This is a genomic window from Streptomyces sp. NBC_01454 (assembly GCF_036227565.1).
Taxonomy (GTDB): domain Bacteria; phylum Actinomycetota; class Actinomycetes; order Streptomycetales; family Streptomycetaceae; genus Streptomyces.
In genome coordinates this window covers 4686808-4707812 of sequence record NZ_CP109460.1, presented here as the reverse complement: position 1 = coordinate 4707812, position 21005 = coordinate 4686808, and the positions used below count along the sequence as shown (strand labels likewise).

The window sequence follows — 21005 nt, the reverse complement described above, 5'->3', positions numbered from 1 at the left end:
GTCGACTTCGGGCACTTCGTCCTAACACTCCGGCACCTCACGGGTGTTGCGCGTCCGCACCCCCGGGAGCCATCCCCGCACACCCTGCCCGCTGGTGACCAGATACCAGCGGGTGGAGGTGACGCCCTCCTCGTCGCGGACCATCAGGCCGTCCGTCACGACACAGCGCGCGGCCACCTCATCGCCGTGCCAGACCCGGCCGGCGGCATTGCCGCGGGCGGCGTACGCGGTGCGCGGGTCCCTGGCCAGCCGCAGCGCGCACTCCAGGGAACGGCCCGTGCGGCAGGCCCGTTCGCTGTTGTACACCGTGATCTTCACCGTCCGGAGCGGCCCGGCCGGCCGCAGGGACTCCGGCCCGGGACGCACCAGCCACCACACCCCCAGCAGCACCGCGGCGACCGCGGCCGCCACCGTGAGCACGACCGCATACGGCCACCTCCGGGGCAGCGTCACCGCGGAGGGCGCCGGCTCGATACCCGGTTCTCTGATGCGGTCCCACAGGCCGGGCGGTGTCTCGATCTGTTCGTCCGCGCGCCGCAGCCGTGCGCGCAGCAGCGCCCCGGCATCGTCCCCGGCGCCGTCCCCCCGGCCGCCGCCGGCGTCCCGCCCGCCGCCGCCCGCACCACCGTCGTGGCGTGACCCCACACCCACCGCGCCGCTCACCTCCCGGCCTGCCCGTGCTCGGATTCAACGAGGAAGGCACGCAGCCTGTCCAGCGCACGGGCGCGATGGCGGGCGGCGGTGCCACGATGCACCTTCATGATCTTTGCGGCCTGGTCGAGGGTGTAGCCGTCGAGGTCGACGAGGATGACGATGCCGGCCTGCCGGTGCGACAGCTTCCCCAGCAGGCGCACCGCCTCGATCTCGGCCTGCCGGCGCTCCACCCCGCCGTCCCAGCCGCCGGGCCCGGCGCCCGCGGCCGCCCCGCCCGCGCCGGTCTCCTCGACCTCCTCCATGCCGTCCACCAGCACCTGCCGCCGGTCCTTGCGGTGGGCGTCGCGGGCGACGTTGAGCACGGCGGTGAAGGCGTAGGCGTACGGCTCCGGGTGGGCGAGGAAACGCTGGGGGCGGCGGGCGAGTTTGAGGTAGGCCTCGTGCACCACGTCCTCCGCGGACTGTCTCGATCCCGCCAGCATCACCGCCCTGCGGTAGAGGCGGGGCAGCAGCCCGCAGAACACCTCGTCGAAGGTGGGTGACGCGGCGGGCGAAGCTGTCGTCGGTCTCGCATCGGCCATGTACCGGAACTCTCCCCCGTGTTCGGCTACGGTCGCGGCCGTGCAGGACGCTCTCCGTGCGGACGACACGCCATCAGGAATCCGCCGACCAATCTCGCGCGAATCCGCCGGGGCCGGGCCCGATCCACCGGTAAACCACACGTGCGGGTGGCCGCCGCCGCACCGGCCTTCACATCTGACACTGCATCAGATTCAATGAAGGACATGATGGGACATGCGGGAATGGCGGCCACGGCCGTGCGGTATCTGCGCTCCGTCGGCGCGCCCACCACGGCCGCACCACCGCGGCCCGCGCTGCGCGCCGTGCGCGACGACGAGCGCGCCCCGCTGGATCCGGCCGAATTCCGCGCCGTCCTGGGGCACTTCGCCAGCGGCGTCACGATCATCACGTCCCCCGGGGAGCCGGACCCGGCCGGCTTCGCCTGCCAGTCCTTCGCCTCGCTGTCCCTCGATCCGCCGCTGGTGGCGTTCATGGTGGGGCGTACGTCGACCACCTGGCCCCGGATCGCCCGCGCCGGCGTGTTCTGCGTCAACATCCTCGGCGCCGGGCAGGGCGCGCTCTGCCGTGGGTTCGCGGTCAGCGGTGGCGACAAGTTCGCCGGCATTACCTACGGGCCCGCGCCGGCGACCGGGTCACCGCGGCTGGCGGAGGTCCCCGCCTGGATCGACTGCACGGTCCAGGCCGTGCACACCGGCGGCGACCATCTGATCGTGGTCGGCCGGGTCGAAGCCCTCGGCACGGACCCGGCCGCCGCCGGCACCGGCCCGCTCCTCTTCCACCGGGGCGGCTTCGGCCACTTCCGTCCGTGAGCGCGGGCGTCGGGGCGGTTGAAAAATGACGGCGGCCCCGCGGCCCCCGCCCGGCCGCGAAAGACCCCCGGGCAGACACCGGGCCGGGCCCCGCAAACCCCTGAGCCGAGCCGCGACGCCCCCGCCCTAGCCGAACGTCAGCACCCCCCGCGCCACCCGCCCGTGGTGCGCGTCATCCGCCGCCTTCGCGAAGTCCTCCACCGGGTACGTCCGGGTCACCAGCTCGTCCAGCAGCAGGCGCCCCTCGCGGTACAGCCGGGCGTACAGCGCGATGTCCCGCTGCGGCCGCGCCGACCCGTAGCGGCAGCCCAGGATCGACTTGTCCAGATACATCGAGGACACCAGGAACGAGGCCTCGGCGGTGGCCGGCGGCACCCCGAGCAGCACCGCCTGGCCGTGCCGGTCCAGCAGATCGACGGCCTGCCGGATCAGCCGGGTGCTGCCCACACACTCGAAGGCATGGTCGGTGCCGGTCGGCAGGATCGCCTTCACCGCCTTGACGCTGTCCGCCACCGCCGACGCGTCGATGAAGTGCGTCGCCCCGAACTGCCGCGCCACCGGCTCCTTGGCGGGGTTGGCGTCCACCGCCACGATCGTCGACGCCCCGGCGATCCGCGCCCCCTGGAGCACATTGAGGCCGATGCCGCCGGCGCCGATCACCACGACCGAGTCCCCGCGGTCCACCTTCGCCCGGTTCAGCACCGACCCGACCCCGGTCAGCACCCCGCACCCGATCAGCGCGGCCGACGCCATCGGAATGTCCTGGGCGATCTTGACGGCCTGCACCGCCTTGACGACCGTACGCTCGGCGAACGCTGAGTTCGACGCGAAGTTGAACAGCTCGGTCTCCCCCCGCCGAAACGGCTTGCCGGGCATCCCGATCGCCTTGCGGCACATCGTCGGCCGCCCCCGGTCGCACTCCGCGCACGCCCCGCAGTTGGCCAGCGTCGACAGCGCGACATGGTCGCCGGGCACCACATGGCCGACGCCCGCGCCCACGGCCTCCACCACCCCCGCCCCCTCGTGCCCCAGCACCACCGGCACCGGGAACGGAATCGTCCCGTCGATCACCGACAGATCGCTGTGGCACAGTCCCGCGGCCCGGATACCGACCAGCACCTCGCCCGGCCCCGGATCCCGTACCTCCAGGTCGTCCACGACCCGCGGCCGCTCACCGTCGAAAATGACGCCTCTCATCACCGCTCCCCTCTGGGCAGGCCGAGCACGCGCTCGGCGATGATGTTGCGCTGGATCTCGTCCGAACCGCCGTAGAGGGTGTCGGCCCGGGTGAAGAGGAACAGCCGTTGCCACGCGTCGAGTGCGTACGGCTCCCGCGCGCTCCAGTCGACGGGCCCCAGCGCGGCCGCGGCGCCCCGCACCCGCATCGCCAGCTCCCCGAGCCGCTGGTGCCAGCCGCCCCACAGCAGCTTGGCGACGCTCGGCGCCCCGGCGTCCCCGGCCGCGCCCAGGGTCCGCAGCGCGTTCCAGCGCATGACCCGCAACTCGGCCCACTGGGCCAGGAGTTGCTCGCGCAGCACCGGATCGCGGAGCGTCCCGCCCCGGACCGCGGCGGCGAGCACCGCGGACAGCTCCGCGGCGAACCCGATCTGCTGCACCAGCGTGGACACCCCCCGCTCACACGCCAGCAGCCCCATGGCGACCCGCCAGCCGGCGCCTTCCCCGCCGACCACGTGCCCGGCCACCGCGCCGTCGAAGAACACCTCGTTGAACTCCGCCGTCCCGGACATCTGCCGGATCGGCCGCACCTCGATCCGCCCCGGCTGGTCCATCGCCACCAGCAGGAAGGAGAGCCCCCGGTGCCGCCGCTCGCCCGGATCCGTCCGGGCCAGCACGAAGCACCAGTCGGCCTCCCTGGCCAGTGAGGTCCAGATCTTCTGCCCGGTGACGCGGTACCCGGTGCCGTCGCGGACCGCCACCGTCCGCAGCGCCGCCAGGTCCGATCCCGCGTCCGGCTCGCTGTAGCCCTGGCACCACAGCTCCTCGCCCCGGGCGATGGCCGGCAGGAACCGCCGCCGCTGCGCCTCGTCCCCGTGGGCGAGCAGCGTCGGCGCCAGCAGGTTCTCCCCGATGTGCCCCACCCGCCCCGGCGCCCTGGCGCGCGCGTACTCCTCGGCCCAGACGACCTGCCGGGTCAGGCTCACCGGCCGGCTCCCGTACGCGCCCTCCGGGCAGTCCCACCCGAGCCCGATCCATCCGCCGGCCCCGAGCTCCCGCTCCCAGGCCCGGCGCACCGCGGCCCCCTCGTGCTCGCTGCCGGGGCCACCGCGTCCCGCCCACTCGGCGTACGGCCCCACCAGATGACTCCCGAGCCAGTCCCGGGCCTCCGCCCGGAACCGGTCGTCCGCACGCCCGAATCCAAAGTCCACGCCGACCTCCCACGCACGCGCCGCCGACCGCCCCCACACGGGCCCCGCCTGTCCCTTGGGCCCCGCCTCTTACCGGTTGGGCCGTTCCTTGGCCGCGGCCGCGGCGGCCATCTGGGACAGCTGCGCCAGCATCGGCATCGGATCGGTGCCCACCGACCCCGGCAGCACGTCCGCGACCCGTTCCGGCGTCCACCCGCCCTCGTCGGCATACACCGAGCGCAGTTCCCTCGGCTGCGCCCATACGGCGATCTTGGGCCCGGCCACGGTGTAGACCTGCCCGGTGATCTCCCGGGCCCGCTCGCTCAGCAGATAGACGACCAGCGCCGCCACGTCCTCCGGCTCGCCGATCTCCGTCAGCTCCATCGGCACGTTCGCCGACATCCGCGTCCGTGCGACGGGCGCCACCGCGTTGGCCGTCACCCCGTACTTGTGCATGCCCAGCGCGGCGCTGCGCACCAGCGAGATGATCCCGCCCTTCGCGGAGGCGTAGTTGGCCTGGGACACCGACCCCTGGTGGTTGCCGCTGGTGAAGCCCAGCAGGGTCCCCGCCCCCTGCCGGCGCATCACCGCCGACGCCGCCCGGAAGAGCGTGAACGTCCCCTTCAGATGGGTGGCGACGACCGGGTCCCACTCCTCCTCGGACATGTTGAACAGCATCCGCTCCCGCAGGATCCCGGCCACACAGACCACACCGTCGATCGCCCCGTACTGCGCCAGCGCGGTGTCCACGATCCGCTGGCCGCCGGCCATGGTGGACACGTCGTCGGCGACCGCGGTCGCCACTCCCCCCGCCGCCTGGATCTCCTTGACCACGGACTCGGCGACCTCGCTGCTCGGCTCACCGCCCGCTATGGAGACCCCGTAATCGTTGACGACCACCCGTGCGCCCTGTGCCGCGCAGGCCAGCGCCACCGCCCGGCCGATGCCGCGGCCCGCCCCCGTGACGGCGATCACCTTGCCGGCCAAGAAGTTCCCCATGTCCAGCCCCTCCCACAGTTTCTGACGGACCGTTAGATTTTTGAGCAGACCCGGTACGAACACAAGACCCCGGGCCGAACGGACCCCGCCGCCCCGAGGAGGGCCGATGCCCCTGCCGCAGGAGTTCCACGACATCGCCGCACGCGTGAACAACTGGGGGCGCTGGGGGGCGGACGACGAGATCGGCACCCTCAACCTGATCACCGGCCGGGTCGTACGGGAGGCCGCCGCCTGCGTCCGCAGCGGCCGCCGCATCCCGCTCGCCCTCCCGCTCCAGCAGGACGGCGTACAGACCGGCGTGATCCCCGGCCGGGTCAACCCGCTGCACACCATGACCGCCGTCAACCACGAGATTTTCGGCCCCGGCACGGTCGCGACCTCGGACGACGCGGTCACCATGGGCCTGCAGTGCGCCACCCACTGGGACGGCCTCGCCCATGTCTCGCACTCCGGGCGGCTCTACAACAACCGCCCCGCCCACACGGTCACCGCGCACCTCGGCGCCACCGCCCTCGGCATCGAGCGGGCCACGCCGATCGTCTCCCGCGGCGTCCTGCTGGACGTGGCCCGCGCCCACCGCACCGACCGGCTGCCCCCGGGCCATGCCGTCACCCCGGAGGACCTCGACGCCGCCGAGGAGCTGGCCCGCACCACGGTCCGGCCCGGCGACATCGTCCTCGTACGGACCGGGCAGCTGCGGCACTACCTCGCCGGCGACCGCCAGGCGTACGCCTTCCCGTCACCCGGCCTGTCGCTGCGCACCCCGGAATGGTTCCGGGCGCGCGATGTCGCGGCGGTCGCCAACGACACCCTGACCTTTGAGATCTTCCCGCCGGAGATCGAGGACCTGTGGATGCCGGTGCACGCCCTCGACCTGGTCGAGATGGGCATGCTGCAGGGCCAGAACTGGAATCTGGAGGAGCTGTCCGCGGCGTGCGCGGAGGAGAGGCGCGGTGCGTTCTTCCTGTCCGCGACGGCCGAGCCCTTCGTCGGCGGGACCGGCGCACCGGTCGCGCCCGTGGCGGTGCTCTGACGCGGCCACGCCGGGCCGCGCCACGATCCGCACGCACCGAGGAGGCCCCGGGTCGGCCTGCCGGCTCCGCCCACGGCCTCGGATTACGCCTGCTGCGACACGGCGCGCGGCGCCGCGCGACGGGGCTCGAAGGCCCCCAGATCGGCCCCCGCCGCCATCAGCAGCGGCTGGCCGCGGTCCACCTCGCACCAGATCCGCTTGCCGGCGCCCTCCTGCTGCCATCCCCAACGGTCGGCCAGACCGTCGACCAGCTCCAGGCCGCGGCCGTTGGTGTCGTCGCCCTCGGCGTGCCGCTGGCGCGGCGGGCGGCCGCTGGCGTCCGCGACCTCGACCCGGACCGTGCCCACCACGGCACCCGACCCGGAGAAGCACATCCGCAGCACGGCTGACGTGCCGGTGTGGACCACGGCATTGGTGACGAGCTCGGAGATCAGCAGGATCAGCGTCTCCGCCACCGGCTCATCGACCCCTATACCCGAGCCCACGAGCCGCGACCGGGCCCATCGCCGAGCCCGCCCCACCTCCGCGGGGTCGGGTCGTACGTCCAACTGCACCTGAAGCACCTGCACCGCTCACACCATCCGAACCGGCGGAAACATCGCCTCGCGCCTCCACGGAGTCACGGTGCGTGACCCCGGTGAAGCACAGCATGGTTGACGTTGAGTCACCCCAACAAGCGCTTCGGGCATATTCCAGCGCAAGGGAGTATGCGTCCTGCATACTGTGCGACGCACTTTGCGGGGAGTCGAACAAGGGGGGCGACCGGGCCCACGCCTTGGGCGGGCGGCGCGCAGTCCGTCACCCGGAGCCGTCGCCACGACGACACCGGGTTCGTTGCGCCTCAGAACCACTCGCACCCAACGGAGCGTACCCGAGCGGAACGCCGACTCCCCCCTGTGACGAGTCACGCCTAGGACACAACCCGATATCGACCCTCCGTGACCGCTTCTGCGTAGTGAGTCCGACATTTCGCACAGAGGTTGCCAGAGTCTGACTTCCTCCCCTCCAGGCACCGCCGTCACCGCCCCACCCCCGCCGTCAGACGATCAAGTCCGCGGCCAGCAGTTCTTCCGCCTCGCCGGCGACGCCCCAGCACTCCGCCCGCAGCCAGGCCCGCTTGAGATGCAGATGGACATCGGCCTCCCAGGTGAAGCCCATCCCGCCGTGGACCTGCACACAGTCCCGTGCGTTGCGCACCGCGGCCTCGTCGGCCAGCAACTTCGCTCCGGTGACGTCTAGATCACCGTCCGTGACCGATGCCGCATAGACCGCATACCGGGCCATTTCCGCCCGTACCAGCATCTGCGCGCACAGATGCTTGACCGCCTGGAAGGAGCCGACGGGGGCACCGAACTGCTCGCGCCGGCCGGCGTGGGTGACCGCCAGCTCGACCGTCCGGGCCGCACTGCCCAGCTGCTGGGCCGCGGTGAGCAGGGCGGCCTCGCGGCGCAGCCGCGGCACGTCCAGGGCGAGGGCTTCGGTGCGCGGCAGCTCCGTGACGCGGGCGAGCGGGGTGAGGGGATCGACGGAAGCAAAGGGGGCGCAGGACACCTGCTCCGCCGCGCTCCGGTACACACCGCATGTGCGCCCCTGTGCGCCCTCGCCGGGGCCGTCGCGGCACTCCGTGCCCGACTCCACCAAGATCAACTCTTCGCAGGCGGCCGGGTGTTCCCACAGCACCGGCTCCCGCCCGCCCTCGCACAGCCCGACGATCTTCTCGCCGGACGCGACCCCGTCCACCACCCCGGCCAGCAGCTGGCACGCCACCAGCGGTCCGGGCAGCAGCGCCCGCCCGGTCTCCTCCAGGACCAGCACCGCCTCCGGCAGTCCGAGCCCCACCCCGCCGGCCTCCTCCGGCAGCCGCAGCGCGAAGAACCCGGCCGCGCCCAGCTCCCGCCACAGCGCACGGTCCGGCGCCGGATCACCGACCGCGGCCCGCAGCCGGTCCGGCCCGAACCGCTTGGCCAGCAGCTCCCGGGTGGCCCGCTGCAACGCCCGTTGGTCCTCGGTGAGTTGGAAGTCCACCGGCCTGCTCACCGCCCCTTCGGCAGGCCGAGGATGCGCTCGGCGACGATGTTGCGCTGGATCTGCGAGGTGCCGGCGGCGATGGTGTACGAGAGGGACGAGAGCCGGCCGGCCACCCACTCGTGGTCCGCGTCCAGCGCACCGGCGCCCAGCACCTCGGCCGCCGTGTCGTACAGCTCCTGGCGGGCGTGCGAATAGCGCAGCTTGAAGACCGAGCCGCCGGTTCCCGGGACGCCTCCGCCTCCCGGCCGGCCGCCGCGCGGACGGGCGGCGGCGGCCGCCTCGCTCACATTCCACTGGGTCAGCCGCCACAGCGCCGCGAACTCCGCGTGCAGCCGACCCAGCCTGCGGCGCAGCACGGCGTCGTCCCAGCGGCCGTTGTCCCGGGCCGTGCGGGCGAGGGCACCGAGCATCCGGCGGCACGCCACCACCTCGCCGACGAAGGCGGTGCCACGCTCGAAGGACAGCGTCACCATCGTCACCCGCCAGCCGTCGTTCTCCGCGCCGACCCGGTGGCTGACCGGCACCCGGACCTCGTCGAGGAACAGCTCGGCGAACTCCGCCGAGCCGGCGAGGGTGCGCAGCGGCCGGACCGTCACCCCCGGGGCGTCCATGGGCATCGCCAGCCAGCTGATGCCGCGGTGCCGGGGCGCGTCCGGGTCGGTGCGGACGAGGAGTTCGCACCAGTCGGCGACCTCGGCGTGCGAGGTCCACAGCTTGGTGCCGCTGATGACGTAGTGGTCCCCGTCGCGCACCGCCGTGGTGCGCAGCGCGGCGAGGTCGGAGCCGGCGTCCGGTTCGCTGAAGCCCTGGCACCAGATCTCGTCGCCGCGCAGGATCGGCGGCAGCCAGCGGGCGCGCTGCGCCGCGGTGCCCTCGGTGGCGACGGTCGGCCCGGCGTGCAGCAGGCCGACGAAGTTCGCACCGACATAGGGGGCGCCGGCGCGCTCCGTCTCCTCCAGGAAGATCAGGTGCTGGGTGGGGGTGGCGCCCTGCCCGCCGGCGTCCTCGGGCCAGTGCAGGCCCGCGTATCCGGCGTCGTACAGCATCCGCTGCCAGGCCGCGTCATACGCCCGCCGGCCGGGCCAGTCGGCCACCGCGGGCTTCGCGGGGAGGGTGGGCAGCACCTCGCCGAGCCACCGCCGCAGCCGCGCCCGGAAGGCGTCCTCCTCCTCGGTACAGGTGAGGTCCATGGAGCGGCTACCGGCCGGGGCCCGGGCCGGGCGGGCGGGTCGCGAGCGGGCTCACCCGGTCATCGGCGCCGATGCTGCGCGGTGGCTCCATGGGGTTTCCCATCGTCGTCCCCTCACCCCGTGTCCGGCCGGGTCGACAGGCATCCGACAGATCTGATGCACCGTCAGAAATTAGGCTAGCCGCGGGCGGCGGGGACCGACAAGACGTCGACCACCACTCTCCACAAGGAATCTGACGGCCCGTCAGTCAGAGACCTCATGACGGCGCGCGCAGCACATGGCTCAGCCCGGGCGGTAGGCGCTGGTCGCCTGGGCGTACAGCTGGTCGATCTCGTGCCGGCCGCTGTCCGGGCCGATCACCAGGACGAGGTGGTAGCGACCGTTGTGGATCATCGCGAGGTTGCGGACGTAGACCACGCGGCCGCTGTTGTCGCGCCAGGAGAAGGTGCCCTCGGCCATCGCCGTCTTCCCGACGTCGATCCGCTGGAGACCGGAGGCCGAGGCCCAGCCCGAGGAGCGGTACGGCGCCAGCTCGGCTTCCTTGTTCTGCAGATACGCCATCGGGTCGGTGCCGAAGCGCGCCGTGGTGTCCCGGCCGGGCACGACCACCAGCTCGTAGTCCCCGCCGACGTACCGCACCTGGCGCCGGTCGTTGGCCCCGCGCCGCTGCCAGCCCTTGCGGACCGCGACCTGGAAACCCTCCGGATCGGTGCGTACCTCGAAGCCCTTGGCGACGCCCGCGGGCGCGGTGGTCTGCGACGCGCCGGTGCCGCCGCCCCGGTCGCCGCCGTCGGACGGCGCGGTGCTGTGGCCGGGCGCCGCACTCGCGGTGCCCGGACGGTCCGCGCCGTGCCCGCCGGCCTTGGAGTCCTGGCCGGAGTCCGGCAGGAAGGCCAGCGCGTAGAGGACCGCGCCGACGAGCAGCAGCACGACCGCGGCGAGCAGCAGCCGGCCGAGCGGGCGCGGGGCGCGGGCCGGGCGCGTCGACGGGGCTGCGGCGGCCGGGCCGGACCGGCTCCCGTACGGCTCGGCCGGTTCGCTCTCCGGCGTCCCGGTCCGCACCGGGGGCGCGGCCGGCCGGGCGGGGCGGGCCGGCTTGGGCGGCCGGAGCGGCTTGGGCTGCTTCGGGGGGCGGGGCGGACGGGGGGCGGGGGCGAGCGGGGCGGACTGCTCCGGGTCCGGCGCGGCCCGGCGGGGCGCCGGCGCGGCGGGCGGTGGGGCGGGCGGGGCGGCGGGCGGTGGGACGAGCGGTGCGGCGGGCGGTGCGGCGGACGCCGCCACGACGGCCGGCGCCGGCTGCGGCCGGGCCCGCCGGGACGTCCGGGTCTTCTTGTGGCGCCCCTTCCGCACCAGTTCACCGCGGCGCCGCACGATCGGCAGCCGCCGCGGATCGGCCTCCTGCTCCAGCGCCGGCACGGTCACCAGCCGGCTCTGGGCCACCGGCTCCGGCGCCGTACGGATCAGCGACCGCAGCCAGCCGTTCAGCTCCTCGAAGTCCGGACGGTCGGCGGGATCCTGACGCAGCAGCGACTCGACGACGGGACGCAGCGCCCCGCACTCCTCGGCCACCGCCGGCGGCCGGGAGCAGACCAGCTGCGCCAGCTCGACGGCGCTGTCCTCCGGGAACGGCGGCTCGCCCTGCACACACCGGTAGAGCAGCGCCCCGACCGCCCACAGATCGGTGGCCGGACCGACCGGCGGCGCCAACTGCCAGTTCGTGTGGACCGGTCCGGCCTGCTCCGGCGCCCAGCGCTCGGTGACCGGGCCGATCACCGTCAGCCGCGCCTGCCGCGCCCGCTCGGCGGCGAGCCCGGCGCTGGGGCGGCCGAAGGCGGTGGCGCCGTCCGCCGCGGGCCGCCGCTCGTCCGGCGCGGGCCGCTCGTCCGGCGCCGACTTGGTCAGTGAGGTCCTGGCAGCCGAGCCGCCCGGCGCGGCGCCCTTCGCCGCCGGACCGCCCGGTGCGGTGGCGCTCTCCACCGGCCCGTCCGGTGCCGCCGCGGCCCGCGGGGTCCCGGCCGCGGCGGGCGCCTCGTCCCCGCACAGCGCTTCCTGGGCCGCACCCGCCGCCAGGCCGGTCAGGATGGCCCGGCCGTCGTCGCAGACCAGGACCGTACGAGCGGTGATGTTGCGGTGCAGCCAGCCGTCCGCGTGCAGCACCCGCAGCGCGGTCAGCAGATCCGCGGCGATCTCCGCGGCGCGATGCGGGGACAGCGCCCGCTCGGCGAGCAGCGCGGACAGCGGGCGCGCGGCGAGGAGTTCCGCGACCACCCACAGGCTGCCGTCCTGCACGAAGACATCGAAGACCTGCTCCAGCCGGGGATGGTCGGCCAGCTGGGCCGCCGTCGTCGCGGCCTCGAGCGCGCGCCGCACGGCGGGATCCCGGGGACTGCGGTCGGCCGCGGACGTACCCGGCGAGCGTGCCCCGCCCGGACGGCCGGCGCCGTGCCCGGCTTCCGGCGGCCCCGCCGTCTCGGCCCCTACGACCTCCGCCTCGACGACCTCCGGCAGCGGCACCTGGCGGAGCAGGACCTCCTGCCCGCTGAAGGTGTCAAAGGCCCGGGTCTCGGCGAATTCGTCCTCGCCGAGGGGCCGCAACGGCAGGCGGTATCTCTCGGCGAGCACCCTTCCCGCGTACTCGTCCACGACGCCTCCCCGCAGCGCGCACTGTGTCTGCCGTCGCGCGCCGGAGCCGCCCATCGGCGCCGGCGCCTCCGGTCACTTCCGGTCGCATTCCCGCCGAATGCGGATGCGTACGGTCCTCGCCGTCTCACGATACGTGCCACCGCCGGAGCGCGCGGCCCGCTCGGCCCAACGACGCGCGCCCCGTCCGTTCTTCACCCGGACCGTCCCTCAGTCCTTCAGCGCGAAGGTCTTGAACGCGGTGCTGATCAGCTCCTGACACGCCTTGTCCGACCAGGCGTCCGCCTTGCAGGTGATCATGATCGCGTAGCCGTGCTGGTCGTCGGCCCGGAATCCGCGGTCGAGGACCCGGACCTTCTCCCCGCTCTGCCGGCGGGTGAACGACCAGTCGGCGACCGTCGGATAGTTCCGCCACTTCACCGACTTGATGCCGATGAGGTGGTAGTCCTCGCTGGAGCCGCGCACGGCCGGCTCCAGGCTGCGCCAGGAGGCCGCGGCGTCGGTACCGGGCTTGGCGTTGTAGTCGATCTGGACCCGCGGGAAACCGCCCGAGGCGCTGTAGATGACGCCGGAACCCTGGCCCGCGGTGCCCGTCTGCTTGAAGCCCTCGGGCATCGCCATACGGAAGTGGTATCCGCCGTTGGAGACTTCGGCGAAGCCGTCCGGCACCGCCTTGTCCCCCTTGCCGTCCTTGCCGTCCTTGTCTCCCCCGCCGCCCCCGGTGTCCGCACCGCTCGTGTCACCGGCCGGCGTGACCTCCGTCGACTGCGGAGCGGGGTCCCCCGGTGCGTCCTTCGTGGTGTCCCCGCCCGAGGTGGCCGACTCCGGCGAGGACTTCGCCCGGCCCGCGGACGACGCCTTGTCGTGCGTGCCGGCCGCCTTGCCGTTCGTCTGCGCGGAGTCGCCGCCGCTGAGCGCGAGGGCCAGCACCGTGCCCAGCACCGCCAGGGCGACGACCACGGCCACGATGATCAGCGTGCGGCGCGGGACGACATCGGTCACCGACGCGCGGGTGGACGGGCGGTTGCCGTCGCCGGGCCTGGCGGCCTCCACGCGGGCCTCCACACGGGCCTTCGCGGTGGCGGCAGCGGCGCGCACGGCCTGCAGGGCACCGCGCATCCGCTCCTTGGCGGCCTCGGCGTCGAACCCGGGGCGGGCGCTCGCCGGACGGTCCGCTTCCGCCGCGGCGGTGGCCTTGTCCGCCACCTTCGCCGGCGCGGACCCGCCGGCGTCCTGGGCGGACTTGGCGGCCGCCTTCTGCGGGCGTCCGGTCCGCTCCGGCGTGCGCGCCGCGGCGGCCTTGCCGGGTGCGGCCGGCTTCTTGTCCGCGGTGGCGGTGCCGGATCCGCTCGCGCTCCCGGCCGCCGGCTCGGTGACCGGCGCGGCGGCCGGCTTCGCCTTCGGCTTGCGCGCCGGCCGCGCCTTCGGGGCGAGCTTCGGGGCGGGCTTCGGGGCGGCCTGGGGCTTCGCCTCCGCCCGCTCCTTGGGCACCGTCGGCAGCACCATGGCCCGCGTCTCGTCCAGCGGGGGCTCGGGCTTCCGGGCCTCGGGGGCGTGCACCACGTCCAGCAGCAGCGCCCGCGCACCGGCGTCGTCCAGCCGGCCCGCCGGGTCCTTCACCAGCAGCCCGTAGATGACCTCTTCGAGGACGCCGGCGCTCTTCGGCGGCTCGATCGGCTCGGTCATCACCGCGGTCAGGGTGGCGATGGCCGAGCCCTTGTCGTACGGCGGCACGCCCTCGACACAGGCGTACAGCAGCCCGCCCAGCGACCACATGTCGGCCGGCGGGCCGGGCTTGTGGCCGCGGGCGCGCTCCGGGGAGATGTAGGAGGGGGCACCGACGAGCATGCCGGTCGAGGTCACGGAAGGGTCGCCCTCGACCTGGGCGATACCGAAGTCGGTCAGCACGACCCGGCCGTCGTCGGACATCAGGACGTTGGACGGCTTCACATCGCGGTGCAGGATGCCCTCGCTGTGCGCGGCACGCAGCACATCGAGCACGACCAGGCCCACCTCGGCGGCGCGGCGCGGGGTGAGCGGGCCGTCGTCCCGGACGACCTCGGCCAGCGAGCGGCCCTCGACCAGCTCCATCACGATCCACGGGCGGTCGTCCTCGTCGACCACGTCATAGACCGTCACGGCGCCGTTGTTCCGGATCCGGGCGATCGCCTTGGCCTCGCGGAGCGTACGGGTGATCAGACGACGCTTCTCGTCCTCCTCGACCCCGCCCGGGAAGCGCAGCTCCTTGACTGCGACCGTACGGCCCAGGACCTCGTCGCGTGCCCGCCATACGGTGCCCATACCGCCCCGGCCGAGAACATCGGCGAGCCGGTACCGGCCGGCGAGCAGCCTGCCCTCCTTGCCGTCCATCTCGACCTCGTCACCCACTGAATCCCCTCTGCAATCCAGTCGAGTTGGCAGCTTCGACATCCCATCGATCACCAAACTGACCCAACTCGGACAACCCACCCTGGCAGAGCCTTCATTCTCCCTCATCCGGAGCCATGCGGAAGGCCCGGGTCGGTGCCGGGCAACACCGCGTACCCGTCATGATGGCCCGGACGAACGGGAGTCCCGATGACGATGCGCCCGCCGCGCCCGGCCCCGGACGGTGGTCCGCGGCCGGCCCGGCACCCGGCCGGGCGCCGCCGCGCCGCGGTCCACGCGGGCGTGCTGGCCGCGCTGGCCCTGACGGCCTGCACCGCCCGGCCCGCCCTCTCCCCCGTCCCACCTGCGCAAGTCGTCCACCGGCCGCCGCCGGCGGCGGGGACGACGCGACCGGCCCCGCCCCGTCCGGCCGGCGACGGGGCGGGGCCGGTCGCGTCGTCACTGCACCGGCTGGTCGACGACGGGGCGCCGGGCGCCGCCTCGCTCACCACCCGCGACGGCGCCTCCGCCGCCGCGCGGTTCACCACGGCCGGGGTGGCCGATCTGCACAGCGGCCGCCGGATCGGGCAGCGGGACCACTTCCGGGCCGGCTCCATCACCAAAACCCTGGTCGCGACCGTGATCCTGCAGCTCGTCGCCGAGGGCCGGCTGACCCTCCACGACAGCGCCGCGGCCCACCTCCCGCCGGGCGTACCGACCGGGGGAGGGGGCGCGGGCAGCGCTCTGCGGCGGGTGACGATCCGCCAGCTGCTGGACCACACGAGTGGTTTGTTCAACTACACCGCGGACCCCCGGCTGTCCCGGCAGCTGAGCGGCACGGGATTCGGCACCCACCGCTACGACAGCCACACCCCGGGCGAGCTGCTGCGGATCGCGCTCGGCCACCCCCCGGTGGCCGCACCGGGCACCCGCTACGCCTACTCCAACACCAACTACCTCGTCCTCGGCCTGGTCATCGAGGCGGTCACCGGACACCCGTACGCCACGGAGATCCGCCGCCGCCTCCTCGTCCCCGCCGGCCTCGGCCACACCTCCTTCCCCGGCACCGACCCGGTGCTGCCCGAGCCGCACGGCCGGGCGTACTCCCGGATCGGCCACCGCCGCGTCGACACCACCTCCCTGGACCCCAGCCGGGCCGGCGCGGCCGGCGAGATGATCACCACCCTCGGCGATCTCAACCGCTTCTTCTCCGCGCTGCTCGGCGGGAAGTTCCTGGCGCCGCGCCAGATGGCCGAGATACGCAGCGAGAAGGGCACCGGCGGCGCCTACGGCCTCGGCCTGTACGCCACCGAGCTGCCCTGCGGCGTCACGGTCTGGGGCCACGACGGCGACATCAACGGCTCCTTCGCCCGGACCGCCGGCACCGCCGACGGCCGTCATGTCGTCAGCTACCGCGTCAACACCGACCACCTGGCGGACCCGGCGCACGGCACCGACGTCCTGACCGCGGAGTTCTGCCCGCGGCGGCCCGGGGCCCGGCCCGGCACCGGCCCGCCGGCCCGTCCGTAGGGCCCCGCTCGCTCCCGCCGCGCAGCCGCTGCCCCGTCCCCGCGGCCTACAACGGCACGATGTCCGGCGCTCCCAGCCGCGCCGCATCCGCCGTCAGATCGTCCGGCTGGCGCTGCGATTCACGTTCCGCCTCGACCCGCTTCCGGTAATGCGCGATCTCCTTCTCGACCTGGTCGCCGTCCCAGCCCAGCGCCGGTGCGATCAGCTCGGCCACCTCGCGGGCGCAGCGGTCGCCGCGGTCGAAGGTCTCGAAGGAGATCCGGGTGCGCCGGGTCAGGACGTCGTCGAGATGCCGGGCGCCCTCGTGCGTACAGGCATAGACCGCCTCGGCCCGCAGGTAGTCGTCCGCGGCCGCCAGCGGTTCGCCCAGCGAGGGGTCGGCCACCACCAGCTCCAGCAGTTCCTCGGCCAGCGAGCCGTAGCGGTTCAACAGATGCTCGATGCGCGCCACATGCAGCCCGGTGCGCGCCGCGATCCGGGCCCGCGCGTTCCACAGCGCCCGGTAGCCCTCGGCCCCGACCAGCGGCACGTCCTCGGTGACACACTCCGCCACCCTCTGGTCGAGAGCGTGCACCGCCTCGTCCACCGCGTCCTTCGCCATCACCCGGTACGTCGTGTACTTGCCGCCCGCGACCACGACCAGGCCCGGCACCGGATGGGCGACGGTGTGCTCCCGCGACAGCTTGCTGGTGGCGTCCGACTCCCCGGCCAGCAGCGGACGCAGCCCGGCGTAGACACCCTCCACGTCATCCCTGGTCAGCGGGGTCGCGAGCACCTCGTTCACATGCTCCAGCAGATAGTCGATGTCCGCGCTGGAGGCCGCCGGATGCGCCTTGTCGAGATCCCAGTCCGTGTCCGTGGTCCCCACGATCCAGTGCCGCCCCCACGGGATGACGAACAGCACGCTCTTCTCGGTCCGCAGGATCAGCCCGCTCGTCGAATGGATCCGGTCCTTCGGGACGACCAGATGGATCCCCTTCGACGCCCGGACGTGGAACTGCCCGCGCTCCCCGATCAGCGCCTGGGTGTCGTCCGTCCACACCCCGGTGGAATTGACGATCTGCCGCGCCCGGATCTCGTACTCACCGCCGCCTTCGACGTCCTCCACCCGCGCGCCGACCACCCGCTCGCCCTCGCGCAGGAAGCCCACCACCCGCGCCCGGTTGGCGACCGCCGCACCGTAGGACGCCGCGGTCCGCACCATCGTCGCCACATAGCGCGCGTCGTCCATCTGGGCGTCGTAGTACTGCAGCGCCCCGACCAGCGCGCCCTTCTTCAGACAGGGCGCCACCCGCAGGGCCCGCTTGTGCGAGAGATGCCGGTGCATGGGCAGACCGCGGCCGTGCCCCGACGAGACCGACATCGCGTCGTACAGCGCCACTCCCGCGCCCGCGTACCAGCGCTCCCAGCCCTTGTGCCGCAACGGGTAGAGAAACGGCACCGGCTTGACCAGATGGGGCGCCAGCCGCTCCAGCAGCAGCCCCCGCTCCTTCAACGCCTCTCTGACCAGCGCGAAGTCCAGCATTTCCAGATACCGCAGACCGCCGTGGATGAGCTTGCTCGACCTGCTGGACGTGCCCGAGGCCCAGTCCCGCGCCTCGACGAGTCCGGTGGACAGGCCGCGGGTCACCGCGTCCAGCGCGGTCCCCGCGCCGACGACTCCCCCGCCGACCACGAGGATGTCGAGCTCCCGCTCCGCCATTCGGGCGAGCGCCTCGGCCCGCTGCGCCGGTCCCAGTATCGCTGTCTGCACCGCTGCCTCCCGCTGTGATCGGGGCCACACCCCCCGTCCGTCGATTCTGTCCGCGCTGCGTTCCGGTATCCACCCTCCACTCACGACGGCAACACCCCGCCGCCTTGATCCACCAATCCCTATTCTGGGTCAAATATCCGCTTAGTCTACTTATGCGCCATCCGCATACGTCATGCGCACACGTCATTCGCAGTCGCTCGGGAAGGACGGCCGCAGCATGCCCGCAGACCTCGCCGTCATCGGACTCGGTCACCTCGGCCTCCCCCTCGCCCAGGCCGCCACCACCGCCGGCATCACCACCCTCGGCTACGACCCCGACCCGCACACCGCCGCCCTCTCGGGCGCCGACGGGCCGCTGTCCGCCACCGAACTCCGCCGCCTGCTCTCCGCCGGCTTCCGCACCACCACCGACCCCACCGCCCTCAGCCGGGTCCGCACGGCCGTCATCTGTGCGCCCACCCCCCTCGGCGAGGACCGCACCCTGGACCTGGGCGGCATCGCCGACGCCGCCCGCACCCTGGCCGCACAGTTGCGCCCGCACACCACGGTGATCCTCGAATCCACCGCGTACCCCGGCACCACCGAGGAATTCCTGCGCCCCCTCCTGGAGGAGGGCTCCGGCCTCACCGCCGGGCGCGACTTCCACCTCGCCTGCTCCCCCGGCCGCCACGACCCCGGCAACCGCACCCACCACTACGCCAACACCCCCAAGGTCATCGGCGGCCTCACCCCCGCCTGCACGGAGGCGGCCGCCGCGTTCTACAACCGCCTCACCGACAAGGTCGTCCGCGCCCGCGGCCTCCGCGAGGCCGAGACCACCAAGCTGCTGGAGACCAACTACCGCCACCTCAACATCGCGCTGATGAACGAGATGGCGGTCTTCTGCCATGACATCGGCGTCGACCTGTGGGACGTCATCCGCTGCGCCGAAACCAAACCGTTCGGCTTCCAGTCCTTCCGCCCCGGCCCCGGCGTAGGCGGCCACGCCGCCCCCATCGACCCCAACTACCTCGCCTACAAGGGGCGTTCACCGGGCCACCCGCTCCGCATGGTGGAACTCGCCCAGGAGGTCAACGGCCGGATGCCCCGCTACGTCATCCAGCGCTGCGCCACCCTCCTCAACCACCACGGCAAATCGGCCCGCGGCGCCCGCATCCTGCTGCTCGGCGTCACCTACAAGCCGGACATCGCCGACCTGACCGGCTCCCCGGCCCGCGAGATCGCCTCCCGCCTGATGGAACTGGGTGCCCACCTCACGTACCACGACCCGTACGTCCCCCAGTGGAACGTCCTGGACCGCCCCGTCCCCCGCGCCGACTCCCTCTACGAAGCGGCTGCCGCCGCCGACCTGACTGTCCTGCTCCAGGCCCACCGCACGTATGACCTCCAGGGGCTGTCGGTGAAGGCCCAGCTCCTCCTGGACACCAGGGGGGCTACGCCTGCCGGTGCGGCGCATCGGCTCTAGCCTTTCGCCTCCGGCGGGGGTGGGTTGTGTTTGGGCGGGGGCGCCTGTGGCTCTGTGGTGGTGCCGGTGGCTGACCTCCGGGGCCTGTGTTGTGGACTGCTTCGCTTTACGTCCACAACACAGGCCCCTCCGGCCCACCCCCTCCCGCTCGGATCGGCACCCCCGCCCGGTGGGAGGAATGGTCAAAAAGCCAGAAGCTCGGCCGCGTCACACTCCGGCCGAGCTTCTGGCTTTTGTCTTTGACTCTTCCCCCCACCGGGGTGGGGCCCCACAACTACGGGAGGGGGCAGGGGCGGAGGGGTGGGTGTGTGGACGTAAAGCGAAGCAGTCCACACACCCACCCCGGAGCCCCTGCCCCCGCCACCACCAACACAGCCACCGGGCCCCACCCCACAACCCACCCCTTCCGCTCCCGCCGAAGGCGGGAAAAAACCCACAGAAGAGGCACGGCGGGAAACCCGGCAACGTGGGAATCACCGCCGAGGCGCGACCGTGACCTCCACCCGCTGGAATTCCTTCAGCTCCGAGTACCCGGTCGTCGCCATCGCCCTTCGCAACGCCCCGAAGAAGTTCATCGAGCCATCGGGAACCGTGGACGGCCCCAACAGCACCTCCTCCGTCGTGCCGACCGCACCGAGGTCCATCCGCTTGCCGCGCGGCACGTCCTCGTGCACGGCTTCCATGCCCCAGTGGTGGCCGCGGCCGGGCGCATCGGTGGCGCGGGCCAGCGGGGAGCCCATCATCACGGCGTCGGCGCCGCAGGCGATCGCCTTGGGGAGGTCGCCGGACCAGCCCACGCCACCGTCGGCGATGACGTGGACGTAGCGGCCGCCGGACTCGTCCATGTAGTCACGGCGGGCGGCCGCGACATCGGCGACGGCGGTCGCCATCGGGACCTGGATGCCCAGGACGTTACGGGTGGTGTGCGCGGCGCCGCCGCCGAAGCCGACCAGCACACCGGCCGCGCCGGTCCGCATCAGGTGCAGCGCCGCGGTGTACGTGGCACAGCCGCCGACGATGACCGGGACGTCCAGCTCGTAGATGAACTGCTTGAGGTTCAGCGGCTCGGCCGCGGAGGAGACGTGCTCGGCGGAGACGGTCGTGCCGCGGATGACGAAGATGTCGACGCCGGCGTCCACGACGGCCTTGGAGAACTGGGCCGTGCGCTGCGGGGAGAGGGCCGCGGCGGTCACCACGCCCGCGTCCCGCACCTCCTTGATGCGCTGGCCGATCAGCTCTTCCCTGATCGGCGCGGCGTAGATCTCCTGGAGCCGCTTGGTGGCCGTGGGGCCGTCCAGCTCCGCGATCTCGGCGAGCAGCGGCTCCGGGTCCTCGTACCGGGTCCACAGGCCCTCGAGGTTGAGGACGCCCAGGCCGCCCAGCTCGCCGATGCGGATGGCGGTCTGCGGCGAGACCACCGAGTCCATGGGAGCGGCCAGGAAGGGCAGCTCGAAGCGGTAGGCGTCGATCTGCCAGGCGATCGAGACCTCCTTCGGGTCGCGGGTGCGGCGACTCGGTACGACGGCGATGTCGTCGAATGCGTATGCCCGGCGGCCGCGCTTGCCGCGCCCGATCTCGATCTCAGTCAC

Annotated in this window: 16 protein-coding genes; 4 read left to right on the top strand and 12 right to left on the bottom strand. The window is 73.5% G+C overall.

Annotation, left to right across the window (positions count from 1 at the left end; all coding sequences use genetic code 11):
- Nucleotides 1–21: 21 nt before the first annotated feature.
- Complete coding sequence (locus tag OIU81_RS20940; RefSeq protein ID WP_329150095.1) at nucleotides 22–651, bottom strand: hypothetical protein; 630 nt, start codon at nucleotides 649–651, stop codon at nucleotides 22–24.
- Nucleotides 652–659: 8 nt separating this feature from the next.
- On the bottom strand, nucleotides 660–1235 hold the full coding sequence (locus OIU81_RS20935) for an RNA polymerase sigma factor (RefSeq protein ID WP_329150093.1): 576 nt from the start codon (nucleotides 1233–1235) through the stop codon (nucleotides 660–662).
- A 195-nt stretch (nucleotides 1236–1430) separates the two neighbouring features.
- Between OIU81_RS20935 and OIU81_RS20930 the strand changes: the two genes are divergently transcribed.
- Nucleotides 1431–2045 carry a flavin reductase family protein gene (locus tag OIU81_RS20930; RefSeq protein WP_329150090.1) on the top strand — a complete coding sequence of 205 codons (615 nt, stop codon included), beginning with the start codon at nucleotides 1431–1433 and terminating at the stop codon, nucleotides 2043–2045.
- Nucleotides 2046–2171: 126 nt separating this feature from the next.
- Here the strand turns inward: OIU81_RS20930 and OIU81_RS20925 are convergent, their stop codons facing one another.
- The 3 genes from OIU81_RS20925 to OIU81_RS20915 all read right to left on the bottom strand — a co-directional run bounded on the left by OIU81_RS20925 (nucleotide 2172) and on the right by OIU81_RS20915 (nucleotide 5410).
- Nucleotides 2172–3242, bottom strand: coding sequence for a Zn-dependent alcohol dehydrogenase (locus OIU81_RS20925; RefSeq protein ID WP_329150088.1), 1071 nt, complete (start codon nucleotides 3240–3242; stop codon nucleotides 2172–2174).
- Nucleotides 3242–4432 carry an acyl-CoA dehydrogenase family protein gene (locus OIU81_RS20920; RefSeq protein WP_329150087.1) on the bottom strand — a complete coding sequence of 397 codons (1191 nt, stop codon included), beginning with the start codon at nucleotides 4430–4432 and terminating at the stop codon, nucleotides 3242–3244. The genes OIU81_RS20925 and OIU81_RS20920 overlap by 1 nt, the downstream gene beginning before the upstream one ends.
- Before the next feature lie 69 nt (nucleotides 4433–4501).
- Nucleotides 4502–5410, bottom strand: coding sequence for an SDR family oxidoreductase (locus OIU81_RS20915; RefSeq protein WP_329150085.1), 909 nt, complete (start codon nucleotides 5408–5410; stop codon nucleotides 4502–4504).
- Nucleotides 5411–5516: 106 nt separating this feature from the next.
- On the opposite strand from OIU81_RS20915, the gene OIU81_RS20910 reads away from it, so the two are divergent.
- Complete coding sequence (locus OIU81_RS20910) at nucleotides 5517–6443, top strand: cyclase family protein (RefSeq protein ID WP_329150083.1); 927 nt, start codon at nucleotides 5517–5519, stop codon at nucleotides 6441–6443.
- A gap of 83 nt (nucleotides 6444–6526) precedes the next feature.
- Here OIU81_RS20910 and OIU81_RS20905 read toward each other — a convergent pair whose 3' ends face one another.
- The 5 genes from OIU81_RS20905 to OIU81_RS20885 form a co-directional block, all read right to left on the bottom strand.
- Nucleotides 6527–7012, bottom strand: coding sequence for an ATP-binding protein (locus OIU81_RS20905; protein ID WP_329150081.1), 486 nt, complete (start codon nucleotides 7010–7012; stop codon nucleotides 6527–6529).
- A 469-nt stretch (nucleotides 7013–7481) separates the two neighbouring features.
- Nucleotides 7482–8468: an acyl-CoA dehydrogenase family protein gene (locus OIU81_RS20900; RefSeq protein ID WP_329155256.1), complete on the bottom strand. Its 987-nt coding sequence runs from the start codon at nucleotides 8466–8468 to the stop codon at nucleotides 7482–7484.
- A gap of 8 nt (nucleotides 8469–8476) precedes the next feature.
- Nucleotides 8477–9661, bottom strand: coding sequence for an acyl-CoA dehydrogenase family protein (locus OIU81_RS20895; RefSeq protein ID WP_329150079.1), 1185 nt, complete (start codon nucleotides 9659–9661; stop codon nucleotides 8477–8479).
- 282 nt (nucleotides 9662–9943) lie between these two features.
- Nucleotides 9944–12304 (bottom strand): protein kinase, encoded by a 2361-nt coding sequence (locus OIU81_RS20890; RefSeq protein WP_329331151.1) that lies wholly within the window; start codon nucleotides 12302–12304, stop codon nucleotides 9944–9946.
- A 207-nt stretch (nucleotides 12305–12511) separates the two neighbouring features.
- Nucleotides 12512–14689: a serine/threonine-protein kinase gene (locus tag OIU81_RS20885; protein WP_329150074.1), complete on the bottom strand. Its 2178-nt coding sequence runs from the start codon at nucleotides 14687–14689 to the stop codon at nucleotides 12512–12514.
- Nucleotides 14690–14878: 189 nt separating this feature from the next.
- Between OIU81_RS20885 and OIU81_RS20880 the strand changes: the two genes are divergently transcribed.
- On the top strand, nucleotides 14879–16198 hold the full coding sequence (locus tag OIU81_RS20880; RefSeq protein WP_329150071.1) for a serine hydrolase domain-containing protein: 1320 nt from the start codon (nucleotides 14879–14881) through the stop codon (nucleotides 16196–16198).
- Nucleotides 16199–16244: 46 nt separating this feature from the next.
- Here OIU81_RS20880 and OIU81_RS20875 read toward each other — a convergent pair whose 3' ends face one another.
- A complete protein-coding gene (locus OIU81_RS20875; protein ID WP_329150069.1) occupies nucleotides 16245–17951 on the bottom strand; it encodes a glycerol-3-phosphate dehydrogenase/oxidase in 1707 nt (568 codons plus the stop codon).
- A gap of 217 nt (nucleotides 17952–18168) precedes the next feature.
- Here OIU81_RS20875 and OIU81_RS20870 point away from each other — a divergent pair, with 217 nt between their 5' ends.
- A complete protein-coding gene (locus tag OIU81_RS20870) occupies nucleotides 18169–19416 on the top strand; it encodes a nucleotide sugar dehydrogenase (RefSeq protein ID WP_329150067.1) in 1248 nt (415 codons plus the stop codon).
- A gap of 473 nt (nucleotides 19417–19889) precedes the next feature.
- Here OIU81_RS20870 and OIU81_RS20865 read toward each other — a convergent pair whose 3' ends face one another.
- Nucleotides 19890–21005 carry a GuaB3 family IMP dehydrogenase-related protein gene (locus tag OIU81_RS20865; protein WP_249633899.1) on the bottom strand — a complete coding sequence of 372 codons (1116 nt, stop codon included), beginning with the start codon at nucleotides 21003–21005 and terminating at the stop codon, nucleotides 19890–19892.

Excerpts from the sequence above, each read along its gene's own strand:
- OIU81_RS20880 (WP_329150071.1), top strand. The coding sequence starts at position 14,879 with ATGACGATGCGCCCGCCGCGCCCGGCCCCGGACGGTGGTCCGCGGCCG.
- OIU81_RS20915 (WP_329150085.1), bottom strand. The coding sequence starts at position 5,410 with ATGGGGAACTTCTTGGCCGGCAAGGTGATCGCCGTCACGGGGGCGGGC.
- OIU81_RS20870 (WP_329150067.1), top strand. The coding sequence starts at position 18,169 with ATGCCCGCAGACCTCGCCGTCATCGGACTCGGTCACCTCGGCCTCCCC.
- OIU81_RS20910 (WP_329150083.1), top strand. The coding sequence starts at position 5,517 with ATGCCCCTGCCGCAGGAGTTCCACGACATCGCCGCACGCGTGAACAAC.
- OIU81_RS20925 (WP_329150088.1), bottom strand. The coding sequence starts at position 3,242 with ATGAGAGGCGTCATTTTCGACGGTGAGCGGCCGCGGGTCGTGGACGAC.
- OIU81_RS20935 (WP_329150093.1), bottom strand. The coding sequence starts at position 1,235 with ATGGCCGATGCGAGACCGACGACAGCTTCGCCCGCCGCGTCACCCACC.
- OIU81_RS20930 (WP_329150090.1), top strand. The coding sequence starts at position 1,431 with ATGAAGGACATGATGGGACATGCGGGAATGGCGGCCACGGCCGTGCGG.
- OIU81_RS20895 (WP_329150079.1), bottom strand. The coding sequence starts at position 9,661 with ATGGACCTCACCTGTACCGAGGAGGAGGACGCCTTCCGGGCGCGGCTG.